The sequence below is a fragment of the Comamonas testosteroni genome, assembly GCF_000761245.1.
GTDB lineage: Bacteria > Pseudomonadota > Gammaproteobacteria > Burkholderiales > Burkholderiaceae_C > Comamonas > Comamonas testosteroni_C.
This window is the reverse complement of sequence record NZ_AWOR01000001.1, coordinates 755,129-771,046: the sequence shown is the minus strand read 5'-3', so window position 1 is coordinate 771,046 and position 15,918 is coordinate 755,129. Positions and strand designations below refer to the sequence as shown.

The window sequence follows — 15,918 nt, the reverse complement described above, 5'->3', positions numbered from 1 at the left end:
TCATGAAAGAAGTCAGCCTGCACGTACCGATTTCAGAAACCCAAAGGAAATGCAATGAGTGCCATTGTTGACATCGTAGGCCGCGAAGTGCTGGACAGCCGCGGCAATCCCACCGTTGAGTGCGACGTGCTGCTGGAATCCGGCGTGATGGGCCGTGCTGCTGTGCCCTCGGGCGCGTCCACCGGCTCGCGCGAAGCCATTGAACTGCGTGACGGCGACAAGAGCCGTTACCTGGGCAAGGGCGTGCTCAAGGCTGTCGAGCACATCAACACCGAAATCTCCGAAGCAGTGCTGGGCCTGGATGCTTCCGAGCAGGCCTTCCTGGACAAGACCCTGATCGACCTGGACGGCACCGACAACAAGAGCCGCCTGGGCGCCAACGCCATGCTGGCCGTGTCCATGGCCGTGGCCCGCGCCGCTGCCGAAGAAGCCGGCCTGCCCCTGTACCGCTACTTCGGCGGCATGGGCGGCGTGCAGCTGCCCGTGCCCATGATGAACGTGATCAACGGCGGCGCCCACGCGAACAACTCGCTGGACCTGCAAGAGTTCATGATCATCCCCGTGGGTGCCCCCACCTTCCGTGAAGCCGTGCGCTGGGGTGCCGAAGTCTTCCACGCACTGAAGGCCATCATCCACCACAAGGGCATGTCCACCGCCGTGGGCGACGAAGGCGGTTTCGCACCTTCCGTGGAAAACCACGAAGCCGCGATCCAGCTGATCATCGAAGCCATCGAAAAGGCCGGCTACAAGCCCGGCGAGCAGATCGCCCTGGGCCTGGACTGCGCAGCGTCCGAGTTCTACAAGGACGGCATGTACGTGCTGGCCGGCGAAGGCAATATGACACTGACTTCGACGCAGTGGACCGACATGCTGGCCGGCTGGTGCGACAAGTACCCCATCATCTCCATCGAAGACGGCATGCACGAAGGCGACTGGGATGGCTGGAAGATCCTGACCGAGCGCCTGGGCGCCAAGGTTCAGCTGGTGGGTGACGACCTGTTCGTGACCAACACCAAGATCCTCAAGGAAGGCATCGAAAAGCGCATCGCCAATTCGATCCTGATCAAGATCAACCAGATCGGCACCCTGACCGAGACCTTCGCCGCCATCGAGATGGCCAAGCGCGCCGGCTACACCGCCGTGATCTCGCACCGCTCTGGCGAAACCGAAGACAGCACCATTGCCGACATCGCCGTGGGCCTGAATGCTGGTCAAATCAAGACCGGATCCATGAGCCGCTCCGACCGTATCGCCAAGTACAACCAGCTGCTGCGCATCGAGGAAGATCTGGGCGACGTGGCCGAGTACCCCGGCCGCGCGGCCTTCTACAACCTGCGCTAAACAAGAGCACCCCCTGAGCCGCTTCGCGCCTTCCCCCTAAAATGGGGACGACACCCTTGCTGCGGGGCGGCCCTTGCCCGGTGTCTCTTGCTAACAAGCTACTTTTAAGCCACCTTTTCTATGGTCAACCGCGTCGTCTGCGTCACATTGCTGGTCTTGCTGACCGCCATTCATGCCCAGCTCTGGCTGGGCAATGGCAGCATGGCCTATGTGCACGAGCTGCAGCAGCAAATCAACGATCAATACGCGGCCAACGCCCTTGAGAAATCGGAAAACGACAGGCTGCAGTCCGAGGTCAACGACCTCAAGGACGGCCTGTCCACCGTGGAAGAAAAGGCCCGTTACGAGCTGGGCATGGTCAAACCCAATGAAATCTATATTCAGGTTTCCAAGCGCTGACCCGGCGCCCGCTCTGCCTCAAAGCCAGCCCCGCGCTGGCTTTGCTGTTCCTGCACCCACTCTGGTGCTGCTGGGTGCGCCTCATGCCCTGGCACGCGGCATGGCGCATGGCCTGCTGCAGGCCCGCCTGGATGAGGGCCATGTCACGCCCTGGCAATGCAGCGCACCTGCAGCCGGCGAGGAATGGCCGGCCGATGCCCTGGTCTATGTGCTGGGCCAGGACTGGCGCGATGCCGACCCGGACCCTGCCATCGCTCGACAGATCAGCCGATGGCGTGCACTGCTGCAAGCACGCTCGCAGAGCTATGTGATGCTGTACGGCAGACCGTCTGCCCAATGGCAGCAACTGGCTGCCTCTCTGAAATTCATAGAACCGGCCGCAGACTGGGACTGGATTTCAAGCCAGAACCCCTGGAGTTCCAGCCAGAAAATACGCCGCAAAGCCTGCGAGCAATGCGGCGATCCCGAGTGTGAACTGGCGCTGTTCGAGGCCTTGAAAAGCGCCCCCTGAGGCGCCTCGCGCCTTCTCCGCTACCTCTTCTGAGCTGCAAGACAGCTGCGCTGCCCCGGCCTGGGCCCTTGCTGGGTGTCTCCACCACAATCAGAGTCAAGAGCCGCAAGCACAATGCTCAGTTACTGCACCGAGCTGGAGCTGGGCGGCTGCTTTTGCACTTCGGTGAACAGACGCGCCGCATCGATGGCGTCGAACTGGTATTGCTGACCGCAGAAGTCGCAACCCACTTCGATCTTGCCGCGCTCGGCCACGATGGAGTCCACCTCCTCCTCGCCCAGCGACGTCAACATGGCGGCCACTCGGTCACGGCTGCAGGTGCAGACAAAACGCGGGGCCTGCTCGTCGGCCTGAGGAGCAAAGCGCAGCAGCTTCTCCTCCCAGAACAGGCGGCGCAAAATGGTCTCCACATCCAGCGTCAACAGCTCTTGCTGCGTCAGGCTGGAGGCCAGAGTGGCAACGCGGTTGTATTCCTCGTTCAGGCCCAGGGCATCGTGCTCGGCCTCGCCGCTTTCGGTGGCTGCAGCCAGATTCGCCTCGCCCTTGACAGGCATGCGCTGCAGCATCAGGCCGGCAGCAATCTGGTCATTGGCGGCCAGGACCATCACGGTGTCGAGCTGCTCGGACTGGATCATGTAGAACTGCAGCGCATCGGACAGTCGCTCGAAGCGACCGCCAGCGCCATCGTTGAGCGGCACCACGCCCTGATAGGGGTTCTGACCCGGCTGACGGTCCTTGGGGTCCAGCGTGACGGCGCAGCGGCCCGCGCCATGGGCATTGACCAGCTCTGCCAGCGGGGCCAACTGGCCGCGCAGGGGCAGATTGGCCTCTCCCACCAGCGATGCCGTGGCACGCAGACTCAGATCCGACTGCACTTCGGCCACGGCCAGCTTGACCGGGCCGTCACCCATGACCTGGAATACCAGCGCGCCATTGAACTTGATGTTGGACTGCATGAGCACGCCTGCCGCCGTCATCTCGCCGAGCAAGGTGCTGACGGCCTCGGGGTAGGCGCCGGTATCCTTGTTGCCGGCACGGCGCTGCAGGATTTCCTGCCAGGAGTCAGTCAGGCGAACAATGGCACCACGCACGGGCAGGCCGTCAAAAATGAATTTATGCAGTTCAGACACGCTAATCGATTCCGGTAAAAAGCTGGGCCCTCAGCCCAGCTTGCGCAAGCCGCGCTTGAAGCGGCGAGCATTTTCAACATAGTTCCTGGCGCTCTGACGCAGACCTTCGATCTGCTCGGGCGATAGCTGGCGCACGACCTTGGCGGGGCTGCCGAGGATCATGGAGCCGTCGGGAAATTCCTTGCCCTCGGTCACCAGCGAGCCTGCGCCCACCAGGCAGTTCCTGCCGATCCTGGCACCGTTGAGCACCACTGCACCGATGCCGATAAGCGAGCCATCGCCAATCGAGCAGCCATGCAGCATTACTTGGTGGCCAATCGTCACATTGCAACCCACCGTGAGCGGCTTGCCGAAATCGGCATGCAGCACGCTGGCATCCTGGATGTTGGAGCCCGCGCCGATGCTGATGTTTTCGGTATCCCCGCGGATGACGACTGCGAACCAGACGCTGGCGTCCTTGTCCAGCTTGACGCTGCCCATGACCTCGGCGCTGTCGGCCACCCAGGCGCTTTCGTCGATCTGCGGCGCAACGCCGTCGAGTTCGTAAATTGCCATCTGCTTGTCTCCCTGTGGGTTGCTTCTTTATAGAACCTAGAATTGTAGGGATGGAGTTACGTCACCGCGCGCTAGAGGTCTTGTGCCTTGCAGACCCTGAGGAAAAAGCTGCTGCAGCCATTGATCTGCATGTACAAAGAGCTCTCTATTCAATAGCAGAAACAGCACCGACACTGCACATCCCCGAGTCCGAGCTTCCCGGCCGCCCGGCCCGGCCCGAGCTCAAGCACCACACGGCCGTGGCGCGCCGCTCGCCTGCCACCCTCGAAGGCCGGGCCGTGCTCATCCATGCCATTGCGCATATAGAGTTCAATGCCATCAACCTCGCACTGGACGCCGTCTGGCGCTTCGACGGCATGCCCGCTCAGTACTACCACGACTGGCTGCAGGTGGCCGCCGAGGAAGCCAAGCATTTCCGCCTGCTGCGCGACCATCTGCGCCTGCACCATGGACAGGACTATGGCGACCACCCGGCACACCAGGGCCTGTGGACCATGTGCGAGAGAACGGCGGGCGACATCGTGGCCCGCATGGCTCTGGTTCCCAGAACGTTGGAGGCGCGCGGCCTGGACGCCACGCCGCAAATCCAGAACAAGCTGCGCAACACCCATGCGCCCGATGCACTGGAGGCCTGCGACGTTCTGGACATCATCCTGCGCGAGGAAGTGGGCCATGTGGCCATAGGCAATCACTGGTATCGCTGGCTGTGCGAGAAAAACGGACTGGAGCCCGAGTCGTTGTACCTGGAGCTGACAAAGCGCTATGAAGCGCCGCGTCTGCGTCCGCCCTTCAATGAGAAGGCACGCCGAGCCGCAGGCTTCACCGCGACCGAGATCGCCTGGCTGCAACAGATCTAGGTATTTTTTCTTGACTCGAATCAAGAATCATCGGCAAGCAAGGCCTGCGAGCCGAAGTTGTTGGCACAAACGGCCTGAACGCACGAAGCTGACACTATGATCAGCTCGTTCTTACAATAACCGGCACCGCCAACCATTTCTCACACAGACGTCATGCAGCAATGAGTGAACAAACCATAGAGGACACGGCATTCGCCTCGCCGCGCAACCTGTCCAAAGGCATGATTGCACGCCAGCCCATCGTCAACGGGCTGCAGCAAATCATTGGTTACGAGCTGTTCAACCGCTCGCGCTCGCCTTATGGTCACACCATGGCCTCGGACGCGACGCTGATCTTTGCAGCCCTCACGCATGCAGGAGAGGAAGATCTGGTCGGCACCAAGCTCATGTTCGTGAATTGCACTCACGAAGGCCTGACCGGCGAGCACCTGGAGCTGCTGCCGGCCGACAAGGTGGTGCTGGAGATCCCCCCTCTGGGCCATGCGGCCGTGCATGAGGTGGCCGCCCGCCTGCCCACGCTGCTGGCACTCAAGGACCAGGGCTTTCATCTGGCCTTCAACCACACGGTGCTGGAGTCTGTGTATTCGGCCTGGCTGCCGCTGGCCGACTACATCAAGCTCGACCTCTCCACGCTGGCACCGGACCAGCTCACGGTGCTGGTCAAGTTCGCCAACCGCCACACCCGCGCCGAGCTTATCGCCGAAAAAGTCGAAAGCGCCTACCAGCATGAGCTGGGGCAGCGCCTGGGCATCGAGCTTTTCCAGGGTTTCTGGTTTGCCCGCCCCACGGTGATGCAGACCCGCCTTCTGACTCCGACACAGCAAAGCATCATCCAGTTGCTGACGCTGGTGCGCGAGCAGGCCAGCACCGATGCGATCGAGGAAGTTCTCAAGAAGGACGCCGCCCTGGCCTTCAACCTGCTGCGCCTCATCAACTCGGCCAGCTTTGGCGCCCATCGCAAGATCACCTCTTTCAAGCAGGCCGTGATGCTGCTTGGCCTGAACAAGCTGTTCCGCTGGGCTGCCATGCTGCTGACGGCCGCCCGTGAAGGCGGCCCGCCACCAGCCGTGGGCCAGACCGCCGTGATTCGCGGTCGTCTGATGGAGCTGCTGGCCAAGCACTCGCTGACGGACACCGACGCCGATCTGGCCTTTATCTGCGGCATGTTCTCCATGCTGGACCGCATGCTGGGCATGCCTTTGCCTGCAGCGCTGGCGCTGATTCCGGTGTCCGAATCGGTCTCTGCCGCGCTGCTGCATCATGAAGGCATTCTGGGCGAGCTGCTGATGCTCACCAAGGCCTGCGAGAGTCATGACCAGGAGCAATTCGACCGCAGCGCCTGCAGCCTGGACCTGGAGCACGGGGACATCAATCACGCTCATCTGCAGGCTCTGAGATGGACGGAGTGTCTGTCCGACTGACAGCGCTTTTGCCCCACACCCAAGCGATAACCGACATGGATACCCCTGACACCAACTCCTCTTCACCGACCGCCAGCCCCGTTGCAGACAAGGACGAGGCCAATATGGCCAGCATTGCGCGCCAGGCAATCGTCGATGAAAAACGGGATGTGTATGGCTACGAGCTCTTTGACCGCTCGGTTGCACATAACGCACACACCGCTGCATCCGATGCAGCGCTGCTGTTCAATGCCCTGTCCTATGCCGGTGCCGAAGCTCTGGTGGGCAAAAGAACGGTTTTCATCAACTGCACCCATGACAGCCTGAGCGGCGGCCACCTGGAGCTGATTCACCCCGACCGTGTGGTACTGGAAGTCCCGGCCCTGCCCGCCGATGCCACCCAGGAAAACATCGAAGCCTGCCTGCCCACATTTGCGGCCCTGCGCCAGCGTGGCTTTCGTCTGGCTTTCGACCAGAACCTGCTGCGCCGCAACTATGCGTCATGGCTGCCCATGGCCTCCTTCGTCAAGCTGGACATGCAGAGCTTCGGAATCGAGCATGCCGAAAAGCTGGTGAAGTTTGCCCAGACCTACACACGCGCCCAGATCGTGGCCGAGAAGGTCGAGACGGCCGAGCAGTTCGAGCATATGCTGGGCCTGGGCGTGAAGCTGTTCCAGGGCTACTGGTTCGCCCAGCCCCAGCTCGTGCAGGCGCGCACCATCCGCCCCACGCAGACCACCATCATCCAGCTCATCAACCTGGTGCGCCAGCAGGCCAGCACGGAGGAGATCGAAGAGCTGCTCAAGAAGGACCCCACGCTGTCCTTCAACCTGCTGCGCTTCATCAACAGCTCGGGCTTTGGCCTGTCCTGCGAGATCACCTCCTTTCGCCATGCAGTGATGATTCTTGGACTCAAGAAGCTGTTTCGCTGGGCGGCCCTGCTGCTGACCACCTCACGCGCCGGCGGCACCCCCCCGGCTGTAGGCCAGACGGCCGTGGTGCGCGGGCGCCTGATGGAGCTGCTGACCGCCGAGCTGCTGCCGCCCGAGGAATGCGACCACGCTTTCGTCGTGGGCGTTTTCTCGCTGCTCGATGTGATGCTGAGCCAGCCCATGGCCAAGGCTCTGGAATCCGTGGCCCTGCCCCAGTCCGTGGTCGACGCACTGGTACATAACAAGGGAGTGTTTGCACCCTTCCTGGATCTGACGCGCGCCTGCGAGTCGGGCGACGAAGCAGCTTTTGCCCGCGCTGCCAATGCGCTGCAGCTGTCCAACCATCAGGTCAACTGGGCCCATCTGCAGGCACTGAGCTGGGCAGACAACCTGTCCAGCGAAGTGATCTGAGCCAATCCGCCTGGCGAGCAGTCAGTGAGCTTGCTGCGCGCAGCGAAAAAGGGCTTGCGGCCGATGTGACCGCAAGCCCTTTGTCATTCAGGAAAGTCCCGATCAGTTGGTCTGGATACCTGCAGCCTTGATGATCTGGGCGTTGGACCTGGACTCGGCCTCGATCTGCTTGGCAAAGTCCGCAGCCTTGCCTCCGGTAGGCACATTGTCCGTGGCTTCCAGGCGCTGACGGATCTCGGGCAGCGCCAGCGCCTTGTTCACCTCGGCATTCAGGCGAGCCAGCACGGGAGCAGGCACACCGGCGGGAGCGAAGATGCCGAAGACCGATGTGGTGTTGGCGTTCTTGTAACCCAGCTCGGCCAGCGTGGGCACCTGGGGCAGCGAGTCCAGACGCGCAGGAGCGCCCACGGCCAGGGCCTTGAACTTGCCGGCCTTGATGTGCTGCATCACGGCCGGGCCGGCATTCGTTGACAACACCTCGAACTGTGCACTCAGACCGTCATTGAGCTGCTGGCCACCGCCCTTGTAAGGCACATGGGTGATCTGCACCTTGCCCTGATCGGCAATCTGCTCGAGCATGATGTGGCCCAGCGACGCCAGACCGGCCGTGGCCCAGCGCACATCGCCGGGATGGGCCTTGGCCTGAGTCATGAGCTCGGGAAAGCTCTTGGCAGTCAGGCGGGTCGTGCCCAGCAGCAGCACGGGCGAGTACATCACGCTGACTACGGGAACAATATCCTTGCGCGGATCGAACAGCGGCTTGCCCAGATGGGGGCTCAGCGTCAGCGGGCTGATGGACGAAAAGCCCAGCGTATAGCCATCGGGGTTGGACTTGGCGACTTGATCCAGGCCAATCGCACCACCCGCGCCGGCCTTGTTGTCTATCACCACCGACTGACCCAGCGACTGCGACAGCTTCTCGCCCAGTGCACGGGCCACCACATCGCTCACGCCACCGGCGGGGTAGGACACCACCAGACGAATGGGACGACTGGGCCAGCCAGCCGCATCGGCTTTGTCGGCCGCCTGGACATTCAGGGACAAGGTGGCAGGCAGCACGGCTGCCAGGGCACAGGTCAGCATGCTGCGACGCAGAAAGTTAGTCATCACTCGAAATCCAAAAATCAAGACCTGCATTTTTGACCAAAGTGAATTCCCCGGTTGATTTGAACGACGATTCGTCAATTCAATGGACAAAAACCATCAAAATAAAACTTCAAACATTCAAATAGACCAACACTCCAGCCGACCAGCGTCTTCATCGACGTGTCGCAATGACGCCCGCAAGGCTTGCCGCTAGACTTCAACCATCACCACAGAGAAAGCACCCATGGCAGTACAAAACCCTCTATCACGTCGCGCCCTGCTGCTGCAAGGCGGTGCTGCGGGCGCTGCACTGGGCGCCATGTCCCTGCCCGCCTCGGCCACGACCACGCGCCAGGCCTCGCGCACCTGCGTGCTCGACGGCCTGCAGCCTGCGGTACTCAGCATCAGCGGCCCCGGTGTGCAGGCCAATCGCGGCAAGCCGCAAGCCGTGGCGGACCGCATGCTGATCATCCATGGCTATCTGTTCGATGCAGCCTGGTCCTGCGGCATGGATGCGCTCAACAGCCTGGAGCAGCAGACGCTCAGGACCACGCTTGAATACGACGAAGCCGAGCACAGCCTGCAAGGCCCGCTGCTGGAGCAGGTACTGCAGGCCGCCGGCGTGGATGTAGGCCAGGCCATGGCGCGCGGCCTGCAACTGACTTTGCAGGGCATAGACGGCTATCGCAGCCAGATGCCGCTGGCCCAGGCCGTGCGCTGGCGCATGCTGATCGCCACCCAGCTGGACGGCGTGCCGCTGGCCATGGGCGGCGTGGGCCCGCTCTGGGCCATTTTTGCAGCCCATCAGATTCCGGAGCTCGGCCAGCTGCCCGTCAAGCAACGCTTTGCCGCCGCCGTCTGGGGGCTGTACCACCTGCAACTGGGCAGCGCGAGCGCCTAGGCGGCAGCTCAGCCGCGCGGATGATGCTCGGCATGCAGAGCCTTGAGCCGCTCGCGCGCCACATGGGTGTAGATGGTGGTGGTGGAGATATCGGCATGCCCCAGCAGCATCTGCACCACGCGAAGATCGGCGCCATGGTTGAGCAAATGGGTGGCAAACGCATGGCGCAGCGTATGTGGCGAAAGCGGCGAATTCACACCTGCAATCTGCGCGCATTTCTTGACGATGACCCAGAACATCACGCGACTCATGCCCGCGCCGCGCTGGGTCACGAACACTTCCTCGGTCTGCTGCCCGCCCAGAATCACGGCACGTGCATGCTTCAGATAGCGCTCCAGCCAGTGCTGCGCCTCCTGGCCGAACGGCACCAGCCGCTCCTTGCGCCCCTTGCCCGTCACGCGCAGCACGCCCGAGCGCAAGTCCAGCTCGTGCATGCGCACGCTCACCAGTTCGCTGACGCGCAGACCGCTGGCATACATCAGCTCCAGCATGGCGCGATCGCGCAAGCCTAGCGGGCTGTCCACATCGGGCGCATCAAGCAGGGCCTCTACCTGCTCCTGGGTCAGGGTCTTGGGCGTGCGCGGCGGCTGCTTGGCAGCCAGCATGCGCACCGTGGGGTCAGCAGCGATGCGCTTTTCGCGCAGCGCCCAGTGAAAGTAGCGACGCAGGACCGTCAACCGCCGGTTCGACGAGGTCGCCTTGGTGCCCTCCACACGGGCCGTGAAATAGCCTTGCAGATCGGCTTCCAGCGCAGCATCCAGCGCCTTGGGCGGCTGCAACCGCGCCAGCCAGCGCGCAGTCGCCGTCAGGTCACGGCGATAGGCGGACAAGGTATTGCGCGACAGCCCGTCCTCCAGCAGCAGGGCATCGATGAACTGATCGAGGGCATCCTGGCTCTGCGGCAAGGGCTGCGGCCAGTCATCGGGAATCTGGGACTCACGTGCTTTTTTAGGGGAGTCGGACATGGGGCTAGCGTACACGCTGGAGAGGGGCGCACCGAGGAGATCTGGGTCAGATACCGGCCATGGCAAGCGCTGTGCCTGCTTCAGCTGATGTCGGCTAATGAGCCATCGAAAGCCTCGGCCAGGAACTGCGCAACCGCTCTCACCCTGGCCGTGCGCTGGAGATCGGGATGCATGACCTGCCAGACTTCGTAGTCGTTCGGGCGTCGACGTTGCGGCCAGATACGCACCAGGCCTTCGCGCTCCCCCATCCACAACGGCATTTCCCCAATCCCGACACCTGCAGCAACCGCCTTGCGCACGAGGAGACTGGAGCGGACCGACATGGCAATCTTGGCCTGACGTGCCGGCACTCCGGCCATGCTCAGAAACGGGCTCTGATCCAGATAAGGCCCGTATGCGACCAGATGGTGACCGCGCAACTCGTCTTCAGGGGCGGGCTCGCCAAAGCGAGCCAGATAGCTCGTGCTTGCGAACAGCCCCACAGGCCACGAAGCCACACGGCGAACCACCAGCTCCGGGGTATCAGGCCTGACGTTGCGAAAAGCAATATCCGCCTGCCGGCGACCGAGGCTGAGCAACTGGGTGGAGACTTCCAGATCCACGCGGATATTCGGCCAGTGCTGTTGCAAACGCTCGACAGCAGGCAGCAACAAGTCGATGGCGATGGAATCGGTGCTTGTCACGCGCACCAGCCCTCCGGGATTTTCATCCTGACCCTCAATCTTGGTGCGCAAGTCCAAGGCCGCACTCTCCATACGCTTTGCCGCAGCCAGTGCCACCTCGCCAGCGGCCGTGAGCAGGTATCCATCCTTGGCGCGCAGAAACAGCTTGGCCCCCAGCTCGGACTCCAGCGCATTCAGGCGTCGCCCTACCGTTGCCTGATCAATGCCCAGGCTGCGCGCTGCGGCGCGCAATGAGTGCGTGCGGCTCAGGGCGAGAAAGATGCGGGTATCGTCCCAGTTCATGGCTCATCAGTTGATGCAAATTTGCATCAATGTAGAGCGAAATCGCTGCATTGCAAACAACGCTTTGCGTCGTAATCTTCAGCGCTCAAAGATATTTCGAGAACGACGCATATGCCCACCTTTTTGACAGACTCCCTCCCCGCAGCAAAGCCCGCCACCATGCAGGCCATTGTTTTTGACGACTTTGGCGGGCCCGAGGTGCTGGTGGCCCGCGAGCTGCCGGCTCCTGAGCTTCGTCCCCACGACTTGCTGGTACGCAACGCCTCCATCGGCGTCAATCGTGCCGACCTCTATCACCGCAAGGGCGCCTACGGCCGCGCTTCCTTTGGTGACGCAGACACCATGGGCCTGGAGATCGCCGGAACCGTGATCGAGGCCGGTCCCTTGGTGCAGGGCTTCTCCGTGGGCGACCGGGTCATGGGTATCGTGGGCGGCGGCGCTTATGCCGAGATTTCGCGCATAGACCACCGCATGGCGATACCTGTCCCTGGGAATTTGGACCTGGTGGATGCCGGTGCGATACCCGAGGTGTTCGTGACCGCACACGAGGCCCTGTTTCATCTGGCTGGCTTGTGCGCCGGCGAGTCGGTGCTGATCCATGCGGCAGCGGGTGGTGTCGGATCAGCTGCTGTTCAGCTTGCACATGCTGCGGGCGCCCGGGTTTTTGCGACGGCCAGCGGCGACAAGCGCGAAGCGGTCCTGGGTTTCGGAGCCGATGTCTTCATCGACTATCGCAGCGAGGACTTCCAGACCGTGGTGGCCCAGGCCACCGACGGCAAAGGCGTGGACATCGTGATCGATTTCGTCGGTGCCCCCTACCTGGAGCCCAATGTGCGATCGCTGACCGTCGGCGGGCGCATGGTGATGGTGGGCCTTCTGGGCGGCTCCCAGGGCGCTGCATTGCCCATGGACCTGGTGCTGTACCGCCATCTGCGGATCTTCGGAACCGTGATGAAGTCACGCTCGCCCGAAGTCAAGCAGGCGATGGTCCAGCGCTTTGCCCAGCGATGGCTTGGCGCATTGGAGAGCGGAGCGATACGGCCCGTGATCGATAGCTCCTTCGCTTTGGCAGACGCTGCCCAGGCGCACAGGCATATGGAGTCCGGGGTCAGCATCGGCAAGATTCTGCTGCTACCCGGGAACGGCAAATAATATAAAAAACAAAGCCCGAATGGCCTCAAAGGCAATTCGGGCTTGCGGCGTCCGCTACTGCATCAGCAGCGGATCAGCTGCTTAGTCCAGTGTCAGCTTCTGCTTGGCCACGACCTGCTTGTAGGTTTCGTACTCTTCCTTCAGTTCCTTGGCGAATTCCTGAGGCGAGTTGCCCACCACCAGCGAGCCAGTGTCTTCGATGCGCTTCTTGACCGCGGGGTCCTGCAGCACCTTCTTCACTGCGGCATTGATCTTGTCGACCATGGCCTTGTCCATGCCCTTGGGGCCCAGAATGCCGTAGGAAGCCATGCGATTGACCTGGGGCAGACCCACTTCCTTGAAGGTGGGCACGTCAGGCAGCACGGCCAGACGCTGGGGAGCTGCCACGGCGATGGCCTTGAGGCGGTTGTCCTTGATAAAGGGCAGTGCCGAAGGCAGGTTGTCCAGAATCATGGGGATCTGGCCGGCAACTGCGTCGTTCAGGGCCGGGCCCGCGCCGCGGTAAGGCACATGGGTCATCTGGATGCCGGTCAGTGACTTGTACAGCTCCATCAGCATGTGCTGGATGCCGCCCGTGCCGGACGAACCATAGGAGTACTTGCCGGGATTGGCCTTGAGCTCGGCCTCGAAAGCCTTGTAGCTGGCTGCACCGGGAAACTTGGGGTTCACGGCGATCACATTGGGCGTGGCCGCAATGTTGATGATGGGCGTGAAGTCCGTCAGCGGGTTGTAGGGAGTCTTGGGGTTGATGGCCGGATTGGTGGCCATGGTCGACAGGGTGGAAATACCCAGGTTGTAGCCGTCGGGCTTCTGGCGCGCGGTCTCCTGCGCACCGATGACGCCGCCGCCACCGCCCTTGTTGTCCACCACCACGGACTGGCCCAGCTCCCTGCTCAGCGGCTCGGCGATCACACGCGCAATGATGTCGGTCGTGCCGCCTGCGGCAAAGGGCACCAGCAGCTTGATGGGCTTGGTGGGGTAGTTGGCCTCTGCCAACACACCGGACGAGAAACCTACAGTTGCCAGAGCCATTGTCAGGCCCACGCACATACGACGATTCATGAAGGGGTCTCCTTATGAGTTCTGAAATTAACGGCTGATGGTACGTGCCGCAAAAAACCCGACACATTCTTGTTAGCCCTGATTTCTCAGTAATTACCCTAGATTCATGCCGTTTCCTTGGACTGCATCAAGCTTGAACACAAGGGTGCAGACGGCGGCAGTAAGTACTACTACATAGAAACTTGGTGACAGCTTTCTCTCAGCAAACCTGCGCCCGGCCCTATGCTTACAGGCCGTGAACTACCTCGAACTGCTTTTCCCCGATTTCGCGCTCATCGTGCTGGGCTATGTGCTGTGCCGCTTCACGCCCATCAACCGCAGCATCTGGCAAGCCGTGGAGCAGCTCGTCTACTACCTGCTGTTTCCGGTGCTGCTGTTTCACTCCATCACTCGCAACCCGATCCAGTGGGGCGACGCCAGCCAGTTGCTGGCCGCCGGTGTGCTGGGAGGTCTGCTGGGCATTGCGCTGACCTACAGCCTTCCGCACCTGCCGTTTCTGGGCCGGCGCATCGATGCACGCAGCTATGCGGGAGCAGCGCAGGTAGCGTTTCGTTTCAACTCCTTTATCGCGCTGGCGCTGGTTTCGCGCCTGGCAGGGCCGGACGGGCTGCTCTATGTCTCGGTGCTGATCGGCGTGTCCGTGCCGCTATTCAATGTGGCCGCGGTCTGGCCCATGACACGCGGCAGCGACCAGCATTTTGTCGGCCATCTGCTGCGCAACCCGCTGATCATCGCCACCGTCAGCGCCCTGCTGTTCAACGCCGCCGGACTGAAGATTCCGGCCTTGCTCGAAGCCCCCGTGGCACGCATAGGCGCTGCCTCGATTGCCCTGGGCCTGATGGCCGCCGGCGCCGGTCTCAAGCTCAGCGCCCTGGCCAGCAACAAGCTGCTGGCCAGCGAGCTGCTGCTGATACGCCATGCCATCCAGCCGCTGATCGCCTTTGCCATGGTGCGGCTGTTCCAGCTCAACCAGCCGCAGGCGATTGCGCTGATGGCGTTCTCCAGCCTGCCTACGGCCTCGTCCTGCTATGTGCTGGCTGTGCGCATGGGCTATGAGGGCTCATTTGTGGCCAGTCTGGTGTCGCTGTCCACGATGCTTGGCGTGCTCAGCCTGCCCTTCGGGCTCTGGCTGATTGGGATTTGAATTTGATAGCTTCTTGCGCTTACTTGATAAGCAATAGAGACCAATTTCACTCAAAATCAGGCGCGCTGCGCCAGCGCCCAGGCCACATGTTCGGCCACCACAGGATCGGGATGATCGGCCCGGCGCTGCAGCGCGGCCCTGAGTTCGGGCCTGCCGGTTTCGCGCCAGGCATTGCCCAGGGCCACGGCCACATTGCGCAACCAGCGCGCATGTCCGATGCGGCGAATCGGGCTGCCCTCGGTCAGCCGCAAAAACGTGGCTTCATCCCAGGCCAGGAAATGCACCAGCTGCGTGCCCGCCAGACCGGCGCGGGCATCAAAGTCCGGCAAGACGCTGGGATGGGCAAACTTGTTCCAGGGACAGGCAAGCTGGCAGTCATCGCAGCCATAGATGCGGTTGGCCATCAAGGGACGCAGCTCCTCGGGAATGCTGCCCGCATGTTCGATGGTCAGATAGGAGATGCAGCGCCGCGCATCGACCTTGTGCGGCGCGATGATGGCGCCCGTGGGGCAGGCGTCGATGCAGGACGAGCAGCTGCCGCAGTGCGCCGTGACTGCGGCGGTGGGCTCGAGTGCAAAGTCCACATAGATTTCACCCAGAAAGAACATCGATCCGGCTTCGCGGCTCAGCACCAGCGTGTGCTTGCCGCGCCAGCCCTGGCCGCTGCGGCTGGCCAGCTCGGCCTCCAGCACCGGGGCGGAGTCGGTAAAGGCGCGGTGGCCGAACGGGCCTATTTCCTGTGCAATGCGATCGGCCAGCTTCTGCAGACGGTTGCGCAGCACCTTGTGATAGTCACGGCCTCTGGCGTAGATGGAGACAATGCCCTCCTCCGGACGCTTGAGCCGATCCCATTCCACGGCCTGCCAGCCGTCCTCGGTCGCGCGCGGCAGATAATCCATGCGCGCGGTAATCACGCTGACCGTGCCGGGAACTAATTCCGCTGGCCGGGCTCGTTTCAAACCATGGGCCTGCATGTAATGCATCTCGCCATGAAACCCTTGCGCCAACCATTGCAGCAAACCGGACTCTGCCGAGGACAAATCCACGCCCGCCACGCCGATTTGGGAAAATCCCAGCTCGCGAGCCCAGGCTTGCATCAAAGGAACC

16 protein-coding genes are annotated in these 15,918 nt (G+C 62.3%); 9 read left to right on the top strand and 7 right to left on the bottom strand.

The genetic code is table 11. The features are described 5' to 3' along the window. Positions 1-54: 54 nt before the first annotated feature. The 3 genes from eno to P353_RS03480 all read left to right on the top strand — a co-directional run bounded on the left by eno (position 55) and on the right by P353_RS03480 (position 2,251). Entirely contained in the window at positions 55-1,341 is a 1,287-nt protein-coding gene (gene eno, locus P353_RS03490) for a phosphopyruvate hydratase (RefSeq protein ID WP_034365184.1), read from the top strand. A 120-nt stretch (positions 1,342-1,461) separates the two neighbouring features. After that, entirely contained in the window at positions 1,462-1,740 is a 279-nt protein-coding gene (locus P353_RS03485; RefSeq protein WP_003076383.1) for a septum formation initiator family protein, read from the top strand. Continuing rightward, positions 1,709-2,251 (top strand): hypothetical protein, encoded by a 543-nt coding sequence (locus P353_RS03480; RefSeq protein WP_198529014.1) that lies wholly within the window; start codon positions 1,709-1,711, stop codon positions 2,249-2,251. The genes P353_RS03485 and P353_RS03480 overlap by 32 nt, the downstream gene beginning before the upstream one ends. 122 nt (positions 2,252-2,373) lie before the next feature. Here the strand turns inward: P353_RS03480 and P353_RS03475 are convergent, their stop codons facing one another. Continuing rightward, positions 2,374-3,381, bottom strand: coding sequence for an Hsp33 family molecular chaperone HslO (locus P353_RS03475; RefSeq protein ID WP_034365181.1), 1,008 nt, complete (start codon positions 3,379-3,381; stop codon positions 2,374-2,376). Between the two features lie 30 nt (positions 3,382-3,411). Continuing rightward, positions 3,412-3,936, bottom strand: a complete 525-nt coding sequence (locus P353_RS03470; RefSeq protein ID WP_034365178.1) for a gamma carbonic anhydrase family protein — start codon at positions 3,934-3,936, stop codon at positions 3,412-3,414. Positions 3,937-3,986: 50 nt separating this feature from the next. Between P353_RS03470 and P353_RS03465 the strand changes: the two genes are divergently transcribed. From P353_RS03465 to P353_RS03455, 3 genes are all read left to right on the top strand, one after another. Next, positions 3,987-4,793 carry a ferritin-like domain-containing protein gene (locus P353_RS03465; protein ID WP_034365176.1) on the top strand — a complete coding sequence of 269 codons (807 nt, stop codon included), beginning with the start codon at positions 3,987-3,989 and terminating at the stop codon, positions 4,791-4,793. A 161-nt stretch (positions 4,794-4,954) separates the two neighbouring features. Next, positions 4,955-6,214: an EAL and HDOD domain-containing protein gene (locus P353_RS03460; protein WP_034365174.1), complete on the top strand. Its 1,260-nt coding sequence runs from the start codon at positions 4,955-4,957 to the stop codon at positions 6,212-6,214. A 35-nt stretch (positions 6,215-6,249) separates the two neighbouring features. Further along, positions 6,250-7,536, top strand: a complete 1,287-nt coding sequence (locus P353_RS03455; protein ID WP_034365171.1) for an EAL and HDOD domain-containing protein — start codon at positions 6,250-6,252, stop codon at positions 7,534-7,536. Positions 7,537-7,638: 102 nt separating this feature from the next. Here the strand turns inward: P353_RS03455 and P353_RS03450 are convergent, their stop codons facing one another. Beyond that, positions 7,639-8,643 carry a Bug family tripartite tricarboxylate transporter substrate binding protein gene (locus P353_RS03450; protein ID WP_034365537.1) on the bottom strand — a complete coding sequence of 335 codons (1,005 nt, stop codon included), beginning with the start codon at positions 8,641-8,643 and terminating at the stop codon, positions 7,639-7,641. Positions 8,644-8,866: 223 nt separating this feature from the next. Between P353_RS03450 and P353_RS03445 the strand changes: the two genes are divergently transcribed. Next, positions 8,867-9,523, top strand: coding sequence for a twin-arginine translocation pathway signal (locus P353_RS03445; RefSeq protein WP_034365168.1), 657 nt, complete (start codon positions 8,867-8,869; stop codon positions 9,521-9,523). Between the two features lie 8 nt (positions 9,524-9,531). On the opposite strand, the gene xerD is transcribed toward P353_RS03445, so the two are convergent. Beyond that, on the bottom strand, positions 9,532-10,488 hold the full coding sequence (gene xerD, locus P353_RS03440) for a site-specific tyrosine recombinase XerD (protein WP_052084657.1): 957 nt from the start codon (positions 10,486-10,488) through the stop codon (positions 9,532-9,534). Positions 10,489-10,568: 80 nt separating this feature from the next. Next, positions 10,569-11,453 carry a LysR family transcriptional regulator gene (locus P353_RS03435; RefSeq protein WP_034365166.1) on the bottom strand — a complete coding sequence of 295 codons (885 nt, stop codon included), beginning with the start codon at positions 11,451-11,453 and terminating at the stop codon, positions 10,569-10,571. A 111-nt stretch (positions 11,454-11,564) separates the two neighbouring features. On the opposite strand from P353_RS03435, the gene P353_RS03430 reads away from it, so the two are divergent. Next, positions 11,565-12,605, top strand: coding sequence for an NAD(P)H-quinone oxidoreductase (locus P353_RS03430; protein ID WP_052084655.1), 1,041 nt, complete (start codon positions 11,565-11,567; stop codon positions 12,603-12,605). Between the two features lie 81 nt (positions 12,606-12,686). On the opposite strand, the gene P353_RS03425 is transcribed toward P353_RS03430, so the two are convergent. Then, entirely contained in the window at positions 12,687-13,667 is a 981-nt protein-coding gene (locus tag P353_RS03425) for a tripartite tricarboxylate transporter substrate binding protein BugE (RefSeq protein WP_034365162.1), read from the bottom strand. Between the two features lie 235 nt (positions 13,668-13,902). On the opposite strand from P353_RS03425, the gene P353_RS03420 reads away from it, so the two are divergent. After that, positions 13,903-14,811, top strand: coding sequence for an AEC family transporter (locus P353_RS03420; RefSeq protein WP_034365159.1), 909 nt, complete (start codon positions 13,903-13,905; stop codon positions 14,809-14,811). 56 nt (positions 14,812-14,867) lie between these two features. Here P353_RS03420 and queG read toward each other — a convergent pair whose 3' ends face one another. Then, positions 14,868-15,908 carry a tRNA epoxyqueuosine(34) reductase QueG gene (queG, locus tag P353_RS03415; RefSeq protein ID WP_034365157.1) on the bottom strand — a complete coding sequence of 347 codons (1,041 nt, stop codon included), beginning with the start codon at positions 15,906-15,908 and terminating at the stop codon, positions 14,868-14,870. Between the last annotated feature and the right edge of the window lie 10 nt (positions 15,909-15,918).